The sequence below is a fragment of the Micromonospora sp. S-DT3-3-22 genome, assembly GCF_015354745.1.
Taxonomy (GTDB): Bacteria; Actinomycetota; Actinomycetes; order Mycobacteriales; family Micromonosporaceae; genus Micromonospora; species Micromonospora wenchangensis.
The window spans coordinates 1-16416 of the sequence record NZ_JACGMO010000022.1 but is presented as its reverse complement, the minus strand read 5'-3'; the positions used below and the strand labels follow the sequence as shown (position 1 = coordinate 16416).

The window sequence follows — 16416 nt, the reverse complement described above, 5'->3', positions numbered from 1 at the left end:
CCGCGGACGCGCCCTTCCCCTCGACGGCGATCTCCGGCACGGGCCGCCCCTCCCCGTCGCCGTCCGTGCACCGCAGACATTCCTACGGGACGCCGTTCCTCGGACGGCACAGTGAAGGTGGACCGAAGGTGAAGAAGTTGACAAGGCTGCCCTCCCTGGACGTCGCCGGCACGCCACGACGGCCCGTGGGCACCTACCGGGTGGTCGCGACCGCAGGGGTGTTCGAGCCGGGTTTCCGGGGCGGCGGCCCGATCCGCTCGCTGCGGTTCATCCTGGACACCCTGCCGGGGGACCTCGACGTCACCCTGGTCACCCGGGACCGGGACCTCGGCTCGTCAGCACCGTACCCCGGTCTGTCCGGACGGCTGCTGCGACGCGACGGGCGGTCCGCCGTCTTCTACCTGAATCCGTGGGCACCCCGGCACTGGGCCCGGCTGGTCCGCCACGTCCGGGCCCGCCCCGTCGACCTGCTCTACGTCAACAGCATCTGGTCGTTGTTCTCGGTGCTGGCGATCCTGGCGGTGGCGCTGCGCCTGGCCCGGGTCGGGGCCATCCTGGTCGCCCCGCGCGGCGAGCTGTCGCCCGGCGCCCTCGCCATCAGAGCGGCCAAGAAGCGGATCTTCCTGGCGCTGTGGGCGCCGCTGCTGCGACTGCTGCGGGTGCGCTGGCAGGCGTGCAGCGGGCTGGAGGAGCGGCAGATCCGGGCCAACCTGCCGTGGGCGCAGGTGATGGTGAACGGCAACGAGAGCCCGATCCCGGCGGACCCGCCGCCACCGGTCGTCGCGCACGACGGCCCGCTGCGGTTGGTCTTCGTCGGCCGGATCTCGCCGATGAAGAACCTCTGCACCGCCCTGGAGGCGGTGGCCGGCACCACCCGGCCGGTGGAGTTCGACATCTTCGGCCCGCCGGAGGACCCGCACTACTGGTCGCGCTGCCAACGGGTCATCGCGGCCATGCCGGGGCACGTCCGGGTCCGGTACCTCGGCGAACTCGCGGCGGCGGACGTCATGCCGACGTTCAGCCGGTACGACGCCTTCCTCTTCCCCACCCTCGGCGAGAACTTCGGCCACGTGATCCTGGAGAGCCTGGCGGCGGGCTGCCCGGTCGTCTGCTCGGACAACACGCCGTTCAGCGACCTGATCGCCGACACCGGCGGGATGGTGGTCCGACCGGCGACGGCGGCCGGCCTCAGCCGGGCCCTCGACCTGCTCGCCGACCGGACGCCCGAGCAACGGGCCGAGGCCAAGGCCACCGCCGGGCGGCGGTACCGGCGCTGGCGGCAGCGCCGCCGGGAACCCAACGTGCTGGAACACGCCCGGCAGTTCTGCCACTGATCCCGTCCGGGCCGGCGTCACCGTGGCCGGACCCGACTCGTTTCCCCAGTGACCGGGAGCACATGCCCCGGTCCGGTGGCCTCCAGCCGCCTCCTGCGATCGAGGACAGTCAGTGCCCAGTCGTGTTCGTACGATGGCCCGGCGCGTGCGGGACCATCTGGCCGCGTCCCGCGACCCCGAGGCGTTCGTCCGGTCCCTGGGCGTCAACCTCACCGGTCGGGTCAGGTTCTACGGGGTCAACCGGGCGATGTTCGGCTCGGAACCCTGGCTGATCACCATCGGCGACAACGTCTACGTCACCTCCGAGGTGCAGTTCATCACCCACGACGGTGGCACGCTGATCCTCCGCAGGGAGTATCCCGACCTCGACTGGACCGCGCCGATCACGATCGGCGACGACGTCTACATCGGCATGCGCGCGATGATCCTGGCCGGCGTCACCATCGGCAACCGGTGCGTCATCGGGGCCGGTTCGGTCGTCACCCGGGACGTGCCGGACAACACCGTGGCGGCCGGGGTCCCGGCCCGGCCGGTGCGCACCACCGACGAGTACCTCGAACGGCTGCGGGCCAAGTCGCTGGGCATCGGGCACCTGCCCGTCCCGGCCAAGCACGAGGCGATGAAGCGGATCTACGGCGTCCCCACCGGCTGACGCCGGCCCGGCCGTCGGGTCAGGCCCGCCGGTAGGCGACCTGCGGCGGGGGGAACTGGTGTACCCCGGCGATGGTGATCGCCCCCAGCGCGCCGGTCACCGCGGTCACGTCGTAGCCGAACCGGTCCCCGGTCATCGCCGCCGCCGTCGAACCCAGGCTCAGCGTCGTGGCGCAGCCGACGCCACTGGCCCGCACCGTCGGCGCGGTGCCGCCGCTGACCTGCCACACCTGCCCGTACCAGTGCCAGCCGGCCGGCAGCAGGACGGGCGCGCCCAGCACCGACTCCTTCACCCCGACGGTGGTGACGGCCACGGTGCCGAAGTCGGCGACCGGGCCGAGCAGGGCGGGCCGGCCGGTGGCCGGATCGTGGGCGTACACGCCGTGGCGCAGCACGCCGGTGCCGACCCGGGTCACCTCCACGCAGGCCCGGTCGACCGGGGTCGGCTCGGCCAGGAAGAACGGGTGCAGCAGCAGCCGCTGGTAGGCACCGGTGCAGGTGCTCTCCACCGTGGGGCCGGACCGGACGAGGAAGTACCCTCCCCGGGCCAGGGACGCCCCCGGCAGCGGCTCCGGCAGGGCCCCGTCGGGGTCGGCGCGCCACATCCCGTACCCGGGGGAGACCGGCACGGCGTACGGCACACCGGCGACGGTGACCCGGTCGGGCACGGTGAGGTTCGTCGGGCCCACCGGGACCAGCAGCCGGTGGAACAGCTGCGGCGCGGCCAGTTCGGCCTGGGCGACCGTGCCGACCCGTTCGATCACCACGAAGTCGTCGTCGCCGGCGGAGACGACGAGTTCGGTGGCGGTCGAGGGTGGAGCCAGGTAGCGACGGTAGGCGGTGCCGGTGACCGACTCACCGGCGGCCAGGGTCCGCCCCCACACCAGTTGCGGGTAGTTCTTCTTCAGGCTCGAGCTGATGAACCAGCTCTTGGCGGTGGTGTAGCGGGCCCGGACCGTGGGCGTCCCGTCCGCGACCGGCAGCAATCCGACGGCGATGCCCCACTGCTGCACACCACCGCCGCTGACCACCCACTGGGTCATGCTGCTCGCCGGCATGGTCCGGTCGGTGAGGGCCGCCGGGGTGATGTCGGTGAGCGCGGCAAGGGTGTCGATGTTCGCCCAGACCGACCAGTTCAGGCCGCCGGCCACGCCCACGTTCGGCATGAACTGCCGGCGGGAGCCGCCGGTCACCGGTGTCAACGGCGCGCACTGGGTGACGCCCGCGTTCAGGGTGAACCGGGTCAGGGCGGTCACCGTCTGGGTGACCAGCAGGCCACCGCCGGGCGACCAGCGGTAGACGTTGGTGATCCGGCACAGCGACGGGATCCCCGGCATGATCGTGGCGATCGGGGTGCCGACTTTCGCCCGTGCCGTGTCGATCATCCCCTGGTAGGAGGGGATGACGTAGGACTCCCGGATCACCAGTTCCAGGCCCGTCGACCGGCCGTCGGGCACCGGCCGGCCGTCGAGTTCGACGGCGACCGTGTGCGAGTGGGTGGCGGGGCGGATCTGCACGTCCGGGGTGAGACCGGTGATCGGCACGGTGGTCCGGTTGGTCGCCCCCGAGACGTGGGTGAGCGGCCCGGCCGGCCTGACCCGGGCGCCCTGCGCGATGCCGTCCACCACCGTGTACGGGTTGCCGAACAGCAGGCTGTTGGCGTTGGTGACGGCCAGCAGGGTGAAGATGCGGGCCCCGTCGCTCCACTGCGAACCCACGTCGGCGGTCGTCTTGCCGTGGTTGGTCACCACGATCTGGTTGCCGACGTTGTAGCCGTGGTTGCCGCCGACGTACGACCAGCCGGTGTTGATCGGGCAGTTGTCGTCGGAGGTGTCGTGGATGCGGGTGCCGACGGCGGACATGACCGGCCACACCTGGGCGTCGGTCGCGGTCGAGGGCACCAGGCTCACCTGGGGCAGGCCGGAGTGCCACAGGCCGACCATGCTCTCGGCGTACGCCAGGTTGACGGGCATGACCACGTCCCGGGTGGCGTCGAACCGCGACCTGACCGACATCAGGGCGTTGGACCGGTAGACGATCAGTTCAGCCATCCCTCACACCTCCACCGGAAACCCGCGACGATGCTGTCACTGTGCGCGTTTGTGCAGCTGGAAGCGGTTGTCGGTCGGTTCCCGGACAGCACCACCGGCCGTTCGGGGGACCTCGGTGGGGCCACTCCGGGCCGACGAACGCGATGTTTGTCCTTTATGGGACTAAATTCCCTTTTCCGGCGTAATGTGCTGCACATCTGCTCGACAAACAGGCGACGTGCGTACTCGGGGGTCGTGCATGCGCATTCTGATTACTGGTGGGGCCGGTTTCATCGGCGCCAACCTGGCCCGCGCCGCCCTGCGCGAGCCGGCCGTCAAGGAGGTCAGCGTCCTTGACGACTTCTCGGTGGGGCTGCGGGGCAACCTCGACGGGCTGGACGTCGACCTCGTCGAGGGGTCGATCCTGGACCCGGCGGCCCTGGACGCGGCGATGGCGGGCCGGGAGGCGGTGGTCCACCTGGCCGCGCTGCCCAGCGTGCCCCGGTCGCTGCGGGACCCGCTCGCCTCCCACCACGCGAACGCCACCGGCACGCTGATGGTGCTGGAGGCGGCCCGCCGGCACGACGTCGGGCACGTGCTGATCGCCTCCTCCTCGTCGGTGTACGGGATGAACCCGGCGCTGCCCAAGGCGGAGCTGACCTGGACCCGACCGATGAGCCCGTACGCGGCCAGCAAGCTCGCCACCGAGGCGTACGCGCTGGCCCACCAGGCATCGTTCGGGCTGCCCACGCTGGCGTTCCGGTTCTTCAACGTGTTCGGCCCCGGGCAGCGCCACGACCACGCGTACGCGGCCGTCATCCCCCGGTTCACGCACGCCGCCCTGCGGGGCGAGCCGGTGCAGGTGCACGGCGACGGCAGCCAGTCCCGCGACTTCACCTACGTGGGCACGGTCTGCGAGGTCATCCTCGACGCGGTGCGCCGCCGGGTGCACCACCCGCATCCGGTCAACCTCGCCTTCGGCGCGCGGGCCAGCCTGCTCCAGGTCCTCGACGAGCTGGAGGAGCTGTTCGGCCGGCCGATCGCCCGGGAACACGTGGCCCCGCGTACCGGGGACGTCCCGCACTCGCTGGCCGACAACACCACCCTGCGGGAGTTGTTCCCGGACGTCACCCCCGTGGACCGCCGGCAGGGGCTGCGGGCCACGGCCGAGTGGATGGCCGAGCGGCTGGCCGTCGCCCCCGCCCCCCTCCGGTGACCCGGGCCGTGGGCCGGGCCGCCGCCGGCACGGTCCCCGCCGACGCGACGGCCGCCGGGAGCACGGCCGCCACCGCCACGACGGCAGCCGGCGCGACGGCAGCCGGCACGCCCACCACCACCGCCGCGCCGCCGGCTGGCCCCCCGGCCCCGGCATCGGGGCCCGGCCGGGACCGGACCGTCACGGTGGGCATCGCCACCGCGATGGTGGCCAAGGGGATCGGCCTGGCCGCGCCGCTGGTCATGACCCCCGCCTGCTTCCGGTACCTCGGCGAGCAGCGGTACGGCCTGTGGATGGCGATCACCGCGCTCACCGGGATGGCCTGGTTCGCCGACCTGGGGCTGGGCAACGGGCTGCTCACCCGGCTCGGTCAACTCGCCGACGACCCCCGCCAGCAGGCCCGGGAGATCTCCGGCGCGTTCGCCACCCTCGGCGTGGTCGCGGTGCTGCTGCTGGCCGCCCTACTGGTGGTGACGCCGGTGGTGCCCTGGGTGGAGCTGTTCGCCGTCGGTGACCCGGACGTCGCCGCGCAGACCCCCACCCTGGTCCTGCTCTGCTTCGGCGCCTTCGTCGTCAACATCCCGCTCTCGCTGGTCCAGCGGGTGCAGTACGCCCGTGGCCAGATGGTGCAGAGCAACGCCTGGCAGTCGGCCGGCGCCCTGGCCGCCCTGGCCGTGGTGCTCGCCGCCATCGCCGCCGGCTGGCCACCGCTTACGGTCGTCGCCGGTGCGGTGCTGGCCGTGCCGGTGACCAACCTGCTCAACACCGTCACCTACTTCTGGTCCTGCCCACCGGCCCACCGGCCGGGGCCGCGACTCGTGCACCGGGACACCGTCGTCGGCCTGCTCCGGCTGGGCGTGCAGTTCTTCGCGCTCACCACGATGTCGTCGATCGCGCTGAACGTGGACAACCCGCTGGTCGCCAACGTGCTGGGGCTCGCGGCGGCGGCGCACTACGCGGTCGTGGGGAAGCTGTTCGGCGTGCTGTGGGTCTTCGTCGGGCTGGTGGGCATGACGGTCTGGCCGGTCAACGGCGCCGCCCTGGCCCGTGGCGAGGTCGCCTGGGTACGCCGCAACACCCGGCGCATGGTGCTGCTCTACGGGGTGGTGGTGGGCTCGGTCGGGTTGGCGCTGGTCGGGACCGGTCACCGGCTCATCGCCCTCTGGCTCGGGTCCGTCGACCGGTCGACGATCCGGCTGCCCGTCCTCGTCGGACTGGCCGGCTGGTCGCTGCTGGTCGCGGTCACCTCCCCGCTGATCATGGTGCAGAACAGCATCGGCCTGCTCCGGCCGCAGTTCGTCGGGTGGGCGGCGTTCCTGGTGCTGGCCACCGTGCTCAAGGTGTGGGGGCTGCGCCAGTTCGGCCTGGCCGGGCTGCCGGCGGCGGCCTGTGTCGCGTACCTGTCGACCATGGTGCCGGCCGCACTGGTCGGCTACCGGCGGGCGCTGGCCCGGTGCGGCCCGTCGTGACCGGCCGGCTGCGGGTGCTGCGGGTCGTCGGCGAGCTGAACTTCGGCGGCACCGAGATGCGTACCGCCGAACTGCTGCCCCGGCTCGCGGCCGGCGGCGTCGACCTGCACCTGGTGACGCTCAGCGACCGGATCGGGCCGGGGCCGCTGGCCGACGTGGTCGCCCGGCACGGCGGCAGCGTCACGGCGATCCCCCTCGACCCGCGCTTCCCGCTGCGGTTCCTGCGGCTGCTCGGTCGGCTGCGCCCGGACGTGGTGCACGCCGACTGCGCCAACTTCTCCGGCGTGCCGCTCGCGCTGGGCGCGCTGGGCGGCGTACCCGGGCGGGTCGCGCACTTCCGGGGCGACGACAACCGGCCCCGCACCCTGCGCCGCCGGGTCTACCGGTGGATCTGCGGGCGGCTGCTGCGGATCTGCGCCACCGACATCCTCGGTGTCTCGCCCAGCTCGCTGACGTTCGGTTACCACCCGTGCTGGCGCGACGACCACCGGTGCCGGGTGGTGCTCAACGGGCTCGACCTCGACCGGCTCCGCCGCCCCAGCCCCGACGACCTGCGGGCGCTGATCGGCGCGGGACCCACCGACCTGGTCTGCGTGACCGTGGGCCGGGCGTCGCCCGAGAAACGCCGCTGGCTGCTGCCGCCGATCCTGGCCGCGCTGCGCGACCGGGGCGTGTCCGCGCACGCGGTGCTCGTCGGACCGGGCGACCGGGCCGACGACGAGCGGGTCCGCGCGGCGGCGGACGCCGCCGGGCTCGGCGACCGGGTGCACCTGCTGGGCCCCCGCGACGACGTGGGCGGGCTGCTGCGGCAGGCCGACGTCGTCGTCCACCCGTCCTGCCTGGAGGGGCTGCCCGGGGGCGTGCTGGAGCCCGTCGCGTTGGGTATCGGCACGGTCGCCGCCGACCTGCCGGGCGTGCGCTTCATCGACGAGCGGCTGCCCGGCGTGACCGTCGTCGGGGTCGACGCCCCGCCGCAGGTGTGGGCGCGGGCGGTGGGCCGGGCGGCGGCGTACACCGCGTCGACCGCCCCCGCCGTGGCCGCCGACCGGTTCGTCCACAGTGTCTTCGCCATCGACACGGCGGCCAGCACCCACCTGGAGATCTACCACCGGTGGGCGTCGGCCCACCCCGGGCGGGACCGCACACCACGAGAGAGCAGCCGGCCACCGGTCGGCTCGGGACGGTGAGAGAGATGAACGATCAGACCGTGGTCGTAGGTCGGCGACCCCTGCCGGACGGCGGGCCGACCGGGCGGACCGGCCCACCGCGTCCGCTGCTCGTCGGCGCGTACGCCTTCCCGCACGGCGACGCCACCTCCAACCGGCTGCTGCAACTCGCCAGGTCCGCCGCGCCCGAGGGCACCCGCACGCTTGTCGTCAACGACTGGCCCTGCGAGCTGCCCTTCCCCGCCCGGCCACCCGGGGCGGCCGGCGTCGACCTGGTCACCCTGCGCGTGCGGGGCCGGCACCGGCTCACCCGGCTGCCGGCCCGGCTGGCCCGCCCGGTCCGCGTGCTGCGGGCCGCCCGCCGGCAGGGGGTACGCCGGGGCGACGTGAGCGTGGTGCTGCTCCCGATGGCGCTGATGACGCTGGGCAACTGGACGGTCCTGCGGCTCGCGCTGCGCTGCCCGGTGGTGGTCGACGCCAGCGAACGCCACGACCGGCGGCAGTTCCGTCACGGGTGGCTCACCCCGTACTACGTCCGGCACCGCTGGTCGACGTTCCTGGCCACCCGGCTGGTCGACCGGTCCACCGCGGTCTCCACCACGTTGGCCGGCTACCTCGCCGGGCACGGCATGTCGGTGCTGGTGGTGCCGCCGCAGGTCGACTGCGACGACTTCCCGGTGGCCCGGCCACCCGCGCTCTCCACCGGCCTGCGGCTGCTCTACGCCGGCACCCCCGGCCGCAAGGACATGCTGGACGTGATCCTGCGCGGGATCAGCCGGCTCACCCCGGCGCAGCAGCGACGGGTCAGCCTGACCATCGCCGGGGTCACCCGCGAGGACGCCGCCACCCACTCCGACCTGGACGTCTCGATCCTCGACGGGATCGTGGCCGAGGTGCGGTTCCTCGGTCGGGTCCCCCGTGACACGGTGCTGACGCTGCTCGCCGAGTCGCACTTCTCGATGCTGGTCCGTCCCACCGGCGGGTACGCGGCCAACGGTTTCCCGTCCAAGGTGCCGGAGAGTCTCGCCGCCGGCTGCCCGGTGCTGCTCAACCACACCAGCGACCTGGCCGCCCACGTGCACGACGGTGTCGAGGGGCTGGTGCTCGACGGCAACGGCCCGGACGACGTGCGGTGGGGCGTCGAGCGGGCGCTGCGGCTGCGCGACGAGGAGTGGACGGCGATGAGCCGGGCCGCCCGGTCGCGGGCCCGCGGGTCGTTCGACCACCGGGCCTGGCGCGACGAGGTCAGCGCCTTCCTGGTGGCCGACGACCGGCGCTGAACCGGGGTGCACACACGCCACGGTGGGCGTCCCGACCGGGACGCCCACCGTGGCGTGACCTCAGCGCAGGGCCGGGACCGGTTGGCGGGCGGGCTCGTCGGCCGGGACGCCGACCCACGGCGGGGTCGCCGCCGGGTCCGCCCCCGGTTCGTCGGCGTCGGCGCGTTCGCCGGGCAGGTGCAGCAGCACCCCGGCGGCCACGCACCAGAACACGTACGGGTACGTCTGCCCGGTGCCGAAGATGGCCGACTCGGTGATCTGGATCAGCAGGCCGGTGACGACGAGCCAGACCAGCCCGGAGTCGGCCCGGCGCACCGGTGCGCGCAGCGCGACCCGTCCGACGGCCAGCAGCAGCAGCACCAGCGGCGCCACGGCGGCGAGCCCCAGCTCCAGCAGCAGTTGCAGGTAGCTGTTGTGCACCACGCTCACCCCGGTCCCGAAGGACTCGTCGAGGCTGGCGAGGGTGAACAGGTGGTTGCGGGAGGCGTACCCGAAGCCCAGGGTGGGACGGTTCTGCCACCACAGGTCGACCGTGGCCTGCCACATCTCGGTGCGGCCGTTGGACAGGTCGCCGCCGGTGGGGTCGGTGAAGCGCAGCACGAGCTGCCGCATCCAGGGGCTGGCGAACAGGACCGGCAACAGGTTGAACAGGTACGCCACCAGCAGTCCCATGGCCAGCCCGGCGCCCAGCCGGACCATCCGGCCCAGCCCGTTGCGCAGCACCACCCAGCAGGCCCCGGCGAGTACGGCGATCAGGCCGGTGCGGGACTGCGACAGCAGCAGGCAGGCGACGGCCGGCACCATGCCGAGCAGGTCCACCCGGCGGCGGGACTGCCGGTAGACGGCCCAGCCCAGCGGTGTGGTCAGGGCGCAGACGATGCTGAGCATGTTGGGGTTGTTGTAGAGGCCCTCGAACCGGTCGGTCCGTGACAGCGCGGCGAGGAGCGTGCCGTCGGTGAACCCGACGCCGAGGCTGATCAGGGCGGAGCCGCTGAGGACCAGGTAGACCATGCGCAGGTCGGCCAGCATGACCGCGCGGTCGGGCCACCGGCGGCGTACCAGGACGTGCACCAGCGCGGCCAGCAGGAGCAGCGCCACGCCCCGTTGCAGGGTCTCCAACGGCACCACCGACCAGGTGAAGCTCAGCGTGGCCAGGCCGGCCATCGCCCAGAGCGCGCCGACGAGCAGGCGGGTCCACGGGTCGACCCGTGCCACCGTCCGGCCCGGCGCGCCCAGCGCCCAGACGATCAGGGCGGCCACCGCCGCGTACCGGGGATAGAAGCTGGCTTCCACCAGGGCCGGCAGCTTGGACGAGGCGCAGACCAGCAGCGCCATGGTCAGGCCCAGCAGCCAGCGCCAGCCGTCCATCTGCTGCGCGAGCGCGAACAGCGCGAGCAGCAGCAGCGCCACCGCGCCGACCGCGACCAGCGGGGCGGTGACGCTGGCGACGGTGGTGACCACCACGGCCATGACCGCCCCGACGACCAGGCACAGTTGACCCACTCGGTTCCCCACGTGATGTCCTTCGACTCCGACAGGCCGGCTGTGCCGGCGGTGGTCGTTTGCTGCCTCAGCGCGGCACGCCCGCCAGGCCCGGCCGGGCCGGGTCGGGCGCCCAGCGTGCCCGGGCGGCGTGCAGCGCGGTGATCATGTCCGGCCAGCCCGGTGGACGGTAACCGGTGGCGCGGGCGAGGGCGTCCGCGCGCAGCGACCGGTCGCAGACGAACCCGTCGTCCGGCACCAGCTCACCGGGCCACCCGTACACCTCGGCGACCAGCCGGAGCAGGTCGTATTTCGTGATTGGTTCGGCGGCGACGTGGTAGAGGCCGGTCAGCTCCGGCCGGGGCAGGACCACCGTGCGCAGCAGCCGGGCGAACTCCACGGTCGTCACCCCGCTGTAGACCGCCCTGGTGAAGCCGCGCACCTGACCCCGTTGGGAGAGGAACCAGTCCACCAGGGAACGGCGGGTGGTCAGCTCGTGCCCGACGATCGACGTGCGCAGGGTGAGCGCCGACGCCCCCGTCGCCTCGCCCAGCAGTTTGGACCGGCCGTAGAGGTCGGGCGGGTCGGGCAGGTCGTCCTCGAGGTAGCCGCCCCGCCGGCCGGAGAACACGCAGTCGGTGCTGACGTGGACGAGCCGGCCGCCGACCTGTGCGCAGGCGTCGGCCAGCAGGTGGGGGAGGAGCGCGTTGAGGGTGACCGTCGGCACCGCGTCCTGCACGTCGGGCCGCTGCTTGATGACGCCGACGCAGTTGACCACGACGTCCGGCCGCACCTCGTCGATGAGACGTCGGACGTCGTCGAACCGGGTCACGTCGACCGCCGGGACGATACGGGCCAGCAGGTGCGGCGGATACCAGCCCGCCCGGTCGTCGTCGATGCCGCGGGCGAGCCCGTGTACGTCGAGCGTCGGATCGTCGGCGAGTTCACGCAGCACGGCGTGCCCGAGCATGCCGGTGACGCCGACGACGAGGACCCGCCGCGCCGGGTCGGCGGCCTGCTGGTCGGTGCGGCGGCGGGGCACCCGGTCCGGGCGGGTGGGGTCGGTGGTCGCGTTCAACTCGTCACCACGGCCGGTGCGGCGGCCGCGACCTGCGCGCGTACCTCGGGCAGCGTCATCAGCAACGACTCGATCTCGGGTACGGACAGCCGGCGGGCGTTGTGCGAGTGGAAGTCGGCCAGCCCGCCGTGCTCGACGTCGCCCTCCTCGAAGTAGAGGGAGTAGTTGAGGTCGCGGCTGTCCACCGGCACCCGCAGGAAGTCGCCGAGGTCCTCGGCGAACGCGAGTTCCTCCCGGCTGGCCAGGGTCTCGTAGAGCTTCTCCCCGTGCCGGATGCCGAGCACGGTGAACTTCGCCGGCACCCCGAACAGGTTGCACAACGCGGTGGCCAGGTCGCCGATGGTGCAGGCGTCGGCCTTGCGGATGAAGACGTCCCCCGGCTGGCCGAACGTGAACGCGTGCTCCACCAGTTCCACCGATTCGGGCAACGACATCAGGAAACGGGTCATCGACGGGTCGGTGACCGTCGGCAGGCCGCCGCGCATGATCTGGTCGATGAACAACGGAATCACCGATCCGCGCGAGTACATGACATTGCCGTAGCGCACGCAGCAGACCCGGGTGCGGGCCGCCGCGTTGTTGCGGGAGTGCGCCTGCGCCACCTTTTCCATCAGCGCCTTGGTCATGCCCATCGCGTTGACCGGATAGACGGCCTTGTCGGTGCTCAGCAGCACCAGCGTCTCCACCCCGACGCGTTCGCAGGCGTCCACCACGTTGGCGCTGCCGAGCACGTTCGTGCGGACCGCCTCCAGGGGGAAGAACTCGCAGGAGGGCACCTGCTTCAGCGCCGCGGCGTGGAACACGAACTCCATGCCCCGGGCGGCCTTGAGCACGCTGTCGTAGTCCCGCACGTCACCGATGTAGTAGCGGACCCGGTCGTTGCCGAAGCGGTGGCGCATCGCGTCCTGCTTCGATTCGTCCCGGCTGAGGACCCGTACCTCGGCGGCACCGGCGTCGAGTAGTCGGGAAACCATTGTCTGGCCGAACGAACCAGTGCCCCCGGTGACCAGGAAACGCCTGTCCGCAAGCGAGGAAAGCATATCTCCTCCTGCCTTTTCCCGTCGGACCATCCTCGGGGATCACGATCTCGTCAATGGTGACCATACTGTTGCGATAACGAGACCGTGCGCGCTTCCGGTAAAGGGAGGAACAATCACGTTTCACGTTTTGCGCGGTGCTTCGCGGCGACCATTGTCGACCCGCCGGTGCGGCAGATGTGAAACGGCGGGCCGGCCGCCCGGAAAGTGGTAGGTCTGTTCCATGTCCAAAGTTGCTGCCCCTGCGGCACAGCCGCGCGCCGGTGACGCCGGCCCGGTGACCGGACGGGAAACCGACCCGTCGACCCGCCGACCGTACGACCCTTGGAAGCGGCTGCTCGACGTGCTCGGCGCGCTGGTCGTGCTGACCCTCGGCGCGCCCCTGCTGGCGCTGGTCGCCCTGCTGGTGCTGGTCACCCACGGGCGACCGGTGCTGTTCCGGCACACCCGGCCCGGCCTGCACGGCGAGCTGTTCGAGGTGGTGAAGTTCCGCACCATGCGCCACCCCGACCCGCAGCGGGGGCTGGTGACCGACGCGCAACGCCTCACCCGGTTCGGCCGGTGGCTGCGGGCGAGCAGCCTCGACGAACTGCCCGAGTTCTGGAACGTGCTGCGCGGCGAGATGAGCGTGGTCGGCCCCCGCCCGCACCTCGTGCGGTACCTGACCCTCTACACCCCCGAACAGGCCCGCCGGCACGACGTGCGGCCGGGCATCACCGGCCTCGCCCAGGTACGCGGGCGCAACGCCCTGAGCTGGGAGGCGAAGTTCGCCTCCGACGTCGAGTACGTCGACCGGCGGTCCTTCCTGCTGGACCTGCGGATCCTGCTGACCACCGTCCGGGTGGTGCTCGCCCGGGAGGGCATCTCGGCCCCCGGCGCGGCCACCTGGCACGAGTTCACCGGCAACGCGCCGTCCCCCGCCGCGCCGCCGTCCGGCGGCGACGGGTCCGCCGTGCCGTCGTCGGGTGCCGACCGGGCGTCCCGGGCGTCGGCCGACGCCCGGGATGTCGTGCCCCGCCGATGAACCGGGTGCTGCTGCTGGGCGCGGGCGGATTCCTCGGCCGGCACATCCACGCCGCGCTGGCCGCGCACGGCACCGTCCGGGCCCCGTCCCGCGCCCGGTGCGACCCGGCCCGGATGGAGCTGCCCGAGCTGACCGCGCTGGTCGCCCGGGAACGACCCGACGTGGTGGTGAGCGCCGCGGGCCGCATCGTCGGCTCCGGGCCCGACTTCGTGCAGGCGCACGTCGTGACGACCGCGAAACTGATCGAGGCGGTGGCCGTCGCCGCGCCCGGTGCCCGGCTGGTCCGGATCGGCTCGGCGGCGGAGTACGGCATCGTGCCCCACGGTCTGGCCGTCACGGAGGAACATCCGGCGGCACCGGTGAGCGAGTACGGGCTCAGCCACCTGGCCGCGACCCGGCTGGCCGAGCTGGCGGGCGACGCCGGCCGGCTCGACACGATCGTGCTGCGGGTCTTCAACCCGGTCGGGCCGGGGATGCCGGCGGGCAACATGCTGGCCCGGGCCACCGCCATGGTCCGGGCGGCCACCGCCGACGGCGCGGACGCCATCACCCTGGGGCTGCACGACACCTACCGGGACCTCGTCGACGTCCGGGACGTCGCGGCGGCGGTGCTGGCCGCGACACGGTGCGCCCCCGTCGGCGCGCAACGGGTCGTCAACGTGGGCAGCGGGCGGGCTACGGCCACCCGCGACGTCGTCCGGCTGCTGGCCGACGTGGCCGGGTTCACCGGGGGGATCCGTCCCGGCGGCTTCCCCCCGGACGCCACCCGGTCCGCCGCGGTGCCCTGGATGTGCGCCGACGTCGAACGCGCCCGCCGGGTGCTCGGCTGGGCCCCCGCCTACGACCTGACCGCATCGCTGCGCGCCCTGTGGCGGGCCGACGGCGAACGGCCGGACCGGCACGGCGAACGGTCGGACCGGCCGGTGGCCGGCGTGGCGGCGGGGTGAGGCGGATGCGGATCGGTCTGCTCACCCAGTGGTTCGACCCGGAGCCCGGCCCGGCGGCCCTGCCCGGGATGCTCGCCCGTGCCCTCGCCGAACGGGGGCACGAGGTCCGGGTGCTCACCGGGTTCCCGAACTACCCGACGGGCCGGCTGGCCCCCGGCTACCGGCTGGCCCGCCGCCGCGACGAGGTCGACGGCGCGACCCGCATCCGCCGGGTGGCCCTCTATCCCAGCCACGACCGTTCCGCGCTGCGCCGGGTGGCCAACTACGGGTCCTTCGCGGTCTCCGCGCTGGTCTCCGGCACCCCGGCGCTGCGCGGCCTGGACGCCCTCTGGGTCGGCAACTCGCCGATCAGCGTCGCCCTGCCGATGTGGTTCACCCGCTACGTGCACCGGGTGCCGGTGCTGCTGCACGTGCTGGACCTGTGGCCGGACAGCGTGGTCGCGAGCGGTTTCCTCGGCACCGGCCGGGCGTCACGGACCGTCGAGCGGGGGATGGCCGCCTGGTGCGCGGCGATGTACCGCAGCGCCTCCCGGGTCGCCCACGTCTCACCCGGTGCCGCCGACCTGCTCGCCGACCGGGGTGTGCCCCGGGACAAGCTCGTGCACATCCCGGTGTGGGCGGACGAGACCCTGGGCGTCCGCGCCGCCGACCTGCGCGCCGAACTCGGGCTCCGCACCGACCAGGTGGTGCTGGTGTACGCGGGTGCGCTCGGCGAGGCGCAGGGACTCGACTCGCTGATCGACGCCTGCGCCCGTACCGTCGATCCCCGGCTGGTCTGCCTGATCGCCGGCTCCGGCACCACGCAGGATCGGCTGCGCCGCCGGGCCACGGCGGTGGGCGCGTCCAACGTCAGGTTCCTCGGGCAGTTGCCCCGGGAACGGATGCCCGCGCTGATGGCCACCGGGGACGTCCACTACGTGAGCCTGCGCCGGGGCGGCATGTCCGCGTACACGATGCCGAGCAAGGTGCAGGCGATCCTCGCCGCCGGGCGGGCGCTGCTGGTCGCCGCGGAGGGCGACGCCGCCGCGGTGGCCCGGGACAGCGGCGCGGGGATCACCGCCCGGCCCGGTGACCCCGACTCGATCGCCGACGCCCTGCGTGAGGTCTGCGGCCTGGGCCGGGAGAAGCTGGAACTGCTCGGGCAGGCCGGCCGGGCGCACTACGACCGGATGTTCTCCGTCGCCGTCGGTGCCGACCGGGTCGAGCGGACCCTGTGCGAGATGGTGGCGGACCCGGGGTTCAGGGCCAGTCGTCGGCGGCGGCGAGCCGGCGGGTGAGCAGGTCGGCCAGCGGGATCGACTCACCGTCGCGTCCGCCGCGCCCGACGACCAGGGGTGGCCGGGCCGGTGGCACGTCGACGCCGAACAGCCGGGCGCGTACGCCCGACGGCACGGTGAGCAGGTAGAACCGGCCGTCGACGGCGACCGCGCGCAGGCCGGCCCGGTCGACGTACCAACCGGTCAGCCCGGTCCGGTAGCGGCCCCGGCCGTCGTAGCCCCGGGCCACCAGCCGGGTGGTGCGCAGCCCGCGCCGGGTCGCCTCGGCCGTGAACCGGGCCACCAGCTCCTCGGCCTGCGCGTGCTCGCCGTCGCGCTGGCGGGCGTCGGCCGCCGCGTGCGCCCGGACCGCCCGCTGCTGCCGCTCCCGCCACTGCGGACCGCCGTCACCATCCATGCCGCGACGGTACGCCCACCGCCGCCCC

14 protein-coding genes are annotated in these 16416 nt (G+C 73.5%); 9 read left to right on the top strand and 5 right to left on the bottom strand.

Annotated features, from left to right (window positions below):
* Positions 1-128: 128 nt before the first annotated feature.
* Together H1A17_RS09115 and H1A17_RS35300 are read left to right on the top strand one after the other, a co-directional pair.
* Positions 129-1334: a glycosyltransferase family 4 protein gene (locus tag H1A17_RS09115; RefSeq protein WP_194821640.1), complete on the top strand. Its 1206-nt coding sequence runs from the start codon at positions 129-131 to the stop codon at positions 1332-1334.
* Positions 1335-1479: 145 nt separating this feature from the next.
* A complete protein-coding gene (locus H1A17_RS35300; protein WP_305070092.1) occupies positions 1480-1986 on the top strand; it encodes an acyltransferase in 507 nt (168 codons plus the stop codon).
* Between the two features lie 19 nt (positions 1987-2005).
* On the opposite strand, the gene H1A17_RS09105 is transcribed toward H1A17_RS35300, so the two are convergent.
* Entirely contained in the window at positions 2006-4036 is a 2031-nt protein-coding gene (locus H1A17_RS09105; RefSeq protein ID WP_194821639.1) for a hypothetical protein, read from the bottom strand.
* 238 nt (positions 4037-4274) lie between these two features.
* On the opposite strand from H1A17_RS09105, the gene H1A17_RS09100 reads away from it, so the two are divergent.
* The 4 genes from H1A17_RS09100 to H1A17_RS09085 are packed head-to-tail and all read left to right on the top strand — an operon-like array spanning position 4275 to position 9146.
* The gene (locus tag H1A17_RS09100) at positions 4275-5231 is read left to right on the top strand and encodes an NAD-dependent epimerase/dehydratase family protein (RefSeq protein WP_194821638.1); all 957 of its coding nucleotides are present in this window, start codon (positions 4275-4277) and stop codon (positions 5229-5231) included.
* The gene (locus H1A17_RS09095) at positions 5228-6700 is read left to right on the top strand and encodes a lipopolysaccharide biosynthesis protein (protein ID WP_194821637.1); all 1473 of its coding nucleotides are present in this window, start codon (positions 5228-5230) and stop codon (positions 6698-6700) included. The genes H1A17_RS09100 and H1A17_RS09095 overlap by 4 nt, the downstream gene beginning before the upstream one ends.
* A complete protein-coding gene (locus H1A17_RS09090; RefSeq protein ID WP_145918768.1) occupies positions 6685-7887 on the top strand; it encodes a glycosyltransferase in 1203 nt (400 codons plus the stop codon). The genes H1A17_RS09095 and H1A17_RS09090 overlap by 16 nt, the downstream gene beginning before the upstream one ends.
* Before the next feature lie 5 nt (positions 7888-7892).
* Positions 7893-9146 carry a glycosyltransferase gene (locus H1A17_RS09085; protein WP_145918769.1) on the top strand — a complete coding sequence of 418 codons (1254 nt, stop codon included), beginning with the start codon at positions 7893-7895 and terminating at the stop codon, positions 9144-9146.
* Positions 9147-9206: 60 nt separating this feature from the next.
* Here H1A17_RS09085 and H1A17_RS35535 read toward each other — a convergent pair whose 3' ends face one another.
* Genes H1A17_RS35535 through H1A17_RS09070 form a run of 3 tightly spaced genes read right to left on the bottom strand, consistent with a single transcriptional unit; the run spans position 9207 to position 12746 of the window.
* Complete coding sequence (locus H1A17_RS35535; RefSeq protein WP_145918770.1) at positions 9207-10661, bottom strand: O-antigen ligase; 1455 nt, start codon at positions 10659-10661, stop codon at positions 9207-9209.
* Between the two features lie 55 nt (positions 10662-10716).
* Positions 10717-11706 (bottom strand): SDR family oxidoreductase, encoded by a 990-nt coding sequence (locus H1A17_RS09075; protein ID WP_228543199.1) that lies wholly within the window; start codon positions 11704-11706, stop codon positions 10717-10719.
* Complete coding sequence (locus H1A17_RS09070) at positions 11703-12746, bottom strand: polysaccharide biosynthesis protein (RefSeq protein ID WP_145918771.1); 1044 nt, start codon at positions 12744-12746, stop codon at positions 11703-11705. The genes H1A17_RS09075 and H1A17_RS09070 overlap by 4 nt, the downstream gene beginning before the upstream one ends.
* A 274-nt stretch (positions 12747-13020) precedes the next feature.
* Here H1A17_RS09070 and H1A17_RS09065 point away from each other — a divergent pair, with 274 nt between their 5' ends.
* From H1A17_RS09065 to H1A17_RS09055, 3 genes are read left to right on the top strand one after another with little or no spacing between them, the layout of a single operon-like run.
* Positions 13021-13767: a sugar transferase gene (locus H1A17_RS09065; protein WP_309236740.1), complete on the top strand. Its 747-nt coding sequence runs from the start codon at positions 13021-13023 to the stop codon at positions 13765-13767.
* Positions 13764-14714, top strand: a complete 951-nt coding sequence (locus H1A17_RS09060) for an NAD(P)-dependent oxidoreductase (protein WP_194821635.1) — start codon at positions 13764-13766, stop codon at positions 14712-14714. Before H1A17_RS09065 ends, H1A17_RS09060 begins: the two co-directional genes overlap by 4 nt.
* A gap of 5 nt (positions 14715-14719) precedes the next feature.
* Complete coding sequence (locus H1A17_RS09055; protein ID WP_194821634.1) at positions 14720-15991, top strand: glycosyltransferase family 4 protein; 1272 nt, start codon at positions 14720-14722, stop codon at positions 15989-15991.
* On the opposite strand, the gene H1A17_RS09050 is transcribed toward H1A17_RS09055, so the two are convergent.
* Entirely contained in the window at positions 15954-16388 is a 435-nt protein-coding gene (locus tag H1A17_RS09050; protein WP_145918775.1) for a hypothetical protein, read from the bottom strand. The two genes, H1A17_RS09055 and H1A17_RS09050, sit on opposite strands and share 38 nt — an antisense overlap.
* Positions 16389-16416 lie beyond the last annotated feature (28 nt).

What these genes read in the sequence shown, in the direction of transcription:
- H1A17_RS09105 (WP_194821639.1), bottom strand. Translation starts at nt 4,036, where the DNA reads ATGGCTGAACTGATCGTCTACCGGTCCAACGCCCTGATGTCGGTCAGG.
- H1A17_RS09100 (WP_194821638.1), top strand. Translation starts at nt 4,275, where the DNA reads ATGCGCATTCTGATTACTGGTGGGGCCGGTTTCATCGGCGCCAACCTG.
- H1A17_RS09085 (WP_145918769.1), top strand. Translation starts at nt 7,893, where the DNA reads ATGAACGATCAGACCGTGGTCGTAGGTCGGCGACCCCTGCCGGACGGC.
- H1A17_RS09070 (WP_145918771.1), bottom strand. Translation starts at nt 12,746, where the DNA reads ATGCTTTCCTCGCTTGCGGACAGGCGTTTCCTGGTCACCGGGGGCACT.
- H1A17_RS09060 (WP_194821635.1), top strand. Translation starts at nt 13,764, where the DNA reads ATGAACCGGGTGCTGCTGCTGGGCGCGGGCGGATTCCTCGGCCGGCAC.
- H1A17_RS09055 (WP_194821634.1), top strand. Translation starts at nt 14,720, where the DNA reads ATGCGGATCGGTCTGCTCACCCAGTGGTTCGACCCGGAGCCCGGCCCG.
- H1A17_RS09050 (WP_145918775.1), bottom strand. Translation starts at nt 16,388, where the DNA reads ATGGATGGTGACGGCGGTCCGCAGTGGCGGGAGCGGCAGCAGCGGGCG.